The organism is Actinocrinis sp., from assembly GCF_035946395.1.
In the GTDB taxonomy this organism is placed as follows: Bacteria; Actinomycetota; Actinomycetes; order Streptomycetales; family Catenulisporaceae; genus Actinocrinis.
Map to the genome: position 1 here is coordinate 1 of NZ_DASYZI010000048.1, position 2,600 is coordinate 2,600.

At 71.6% G+C, this 2,600-nt stretch carries 2 protein-coding genes; both read left to right on the plus strand.

Features of this window, described 5'->3' with window-relative positions; all coding sequences use genetic code 11:
• Window positions 1-57 precede the first annotated feature (57 nt).
• Window positions 58-1,122: an aromatic ring-hydroxylating dioxygenase subunit alpha gene (locus VGS97_RS03280; RefSeq protein ID WP_326851662.1), complete on the plus strand. Its 1,065-nt coding sequence runs from the start codon at window positions 58-60 to the stop codon at window positions 1,120-1,122.
• The gene (locus VGS97_RS03285; protein WP_326851663.1) at window positions 1,119-2,240 is read left to right on the plus strand and encodes a dipeptidase; all 1,122 of its coding nucleotides are present in this window, start codon (window positions 1,119-1,121) and stop codon (window positions 2,238-2,240) included. The genes VGS97_RS03280 and VGS97_RS03285 overlap by 4 nt, the downstream gene beginning before the upstream one ends.
• Window positions 2,241-2,600 lie beyond the last annotated feature (360 nt).

Sequence of the window (2,600 nt, forward strand, 5' to 3'; positions counted from 1 at the left end):
GCTGCGCAGCGAGCTCGCCGGCGCCCCGCGACCTTGGAGGACAGGCATCATGGGTGCATGGATGCCATGTCGTACTCCGTGGCCTTTCCGCGCCGCTGGTGGTACCCGGTGGCCCGGTCGTCGGAGCTGGGCCGCCGGCCGCTGGCCGTCACGCTCATGGACAGTCCGCTCGTGGTGTTCCGTGGCGCCGAAGGCGCGCCCGCCGTCCTCCTCGACCGCTGCGACCATCGCAACTACCCGCTCTCGCTTGGGCGGGTCACCGGCGATGGCGTGCTCGAATGCGGCTACCACGGATGGACCTACGATGGTGGCGGGCACTGCGTGCGCGTTCCGGGGCTCCTCGGTGGCCGCGCGCAGGCGCGCCGTAGCCGGTGCGTTCCATCGCACGCCACAGTGGAGCAGGACGGCATCGTTTGGGCCTGGGGAGAGCCGGATGCCGAGCCGACCCGGCGCCCGTTCGCCCTCCCCGCGGTCGACGGTCCCGGCGCCGGCGAGGTGGTCTTCCGGCACGACCTCGATTGCACCCTGCGCGCTTCGCTGGAGAACGCTCTCGACGTTCCGCACACCGCGTTCTTGCACCGTGGGATCTTCCGCGGCGGCCATGCCCACCGCATCACCGCGGTGCGCCGCCCTGCCGATAGCGGGGTCGAGGTGCAGTACCTTGGCGAGCCCGTCGGGCTGGGCCCGATCCGGTTGCCGGGAGACACGAGCCGCACGTTCCACCACTGGGACCGCTTCTTCCTCCCGTCGGTCGCGCAGATCGAGTACGCCGTCGACGGGTGGTTCCGGCTCGTAAACACGATCGTCCACCTCCCGATGTCAGCGTTCCGGACCCGGGCCTGGTTCGTCGTCCGGTTCCAGAGCCGCATGCCGGCTCCTGTCGTGCACGCCATCGTTCGGCAGCACGGTAAGCGGATCCTGCGCCAGGATGCCGATGCACTGGCCCGGCAGACCGAGCGGACGCGCGGCCTCGGCGGTGAGCGCTACGCGTCGACCGAGCTCGACCTGCTCGGCCCCTCGATCTGGCACCTGCTGCGCCACGCCGAGCGCGCCGAGGAGCCGGGCGGGGGCGACGCCGGCCCGGCTGCGGTCCGCGAGCGCACGGTCGTATTCGAGGCGTGACCGTCGTGTCGCCCGAAGCCGGTAACGGGGAACTGTTCCACCGCCGGTCCTTTGTGCTCGATCTGCACACCCACGGCCCGGGGTTCATCCCGCAGCCGTTCCGCGCCGTGTGGCGAGGCGTCACGGTTGGTGCGCCGGCGGAGGTCGGGTTCGACACGCTGCAGAAGGGCGGCGTCGATGCCGCGGTCGCCAAGGCGGTGGGCGACCCGATCGTCACACGCTGCTACGTGGGCCGGAGCCCGTGGGACGCGGTCGAGGCACAGCTCGCCCGGATCGAACGGCAGGCCGACGATGCTGGTGCCCTCGTCGTCCGGTCGGCCAAGGGACTGGCCAGGGTCCGAGCGCAGGGCGCGCCGGCGGTGATGCTCGGCGTCGAAGGTGCCGACGCGGTTGGACAGGACGTGGACCGCATCGATGCGTGGTACGAGCGCGGCGTCCGCGTGATCGTGCTGGTGCACCTGAGAGACAACCTACTCGGCACCACATGCCTGCCCTGGCAGCGTTACGCCGGGCCGGTGCCTGTACTGCGCCGCGCCTCGCCGGGCCTCAGGCCGCTCGGCTTGAGGGTTGTCGAACGCATGAACCGGCTCGGCATCCTGGTCGACGTCGCCCACGCCGACCAGGCCACCCTGCTGGCCGTGGTCGATGCGGCGACCACTCCCGTGGTGTCCTCGCACACGGGCGCCCGGGCCTTGCAGGACTTTCCGCGCTACCTCGCCGATGACGAGCTGCGCGCAATCGCCTCGACAGGCGGCGTGGTCGGGCTCTGGCCCTACCGGTTCCGTCGCGCTGGTGTGCGCGACATCACCGAGCTGGTCGCTCACGCCCGGCACATCGCCGACACCGTCGGCCCAGAGCACCTGGCCATGGGCACCGACATGAACGGCGTCCCCGGCGTGATGGCCGGGTTCGGCGACGAGACCGACCTACCGAAGGTGACGTCCGCGCTGCTCGACAGCGGCTTCAGTGACCGGGAGGTGGAGGGGATCCTCGGCGCCAACGCCCTCCGGGTGCTGAGACAGGTCGAGCTACACGCGCGTCAGGCCCCGCCCTGCGCCATGCCGCCGGTCATGGGCACCGGCGAACTCGAGGACCTCGACGACGTCCTCGATGAGTAGCGCAGTGAACCGCGCCGGGCGGAGCGTCACCCGTCGAGAGCTGCTGCAGACCCCGAGCGACCCGGCCAGCAGATCTCGGCGAGCACGCCGTAATGGTCGCTTGCCATGTGACCGGTAAGGGGGCGGTCACAGACGATCCGCGCCACGGTGACCTGCCCGGCGGGCGCGAGGTCGGCACGGGCGCCCGAGCTCCAGCCGACGGGGACCATCGGGGCTCCGACGAAGACGTAGTCGCAGCGTGCGTCGCAGCAGTACGCAGGCGACGTGAGCGGGTTCGCGTGGTCCCAGGCGCCGCCGCCGGGCCGCCGCCCAGGGGTGGGAGCGCGGATGGGAGCGCGGTTTGCTCAGTGGTGCGCTTTC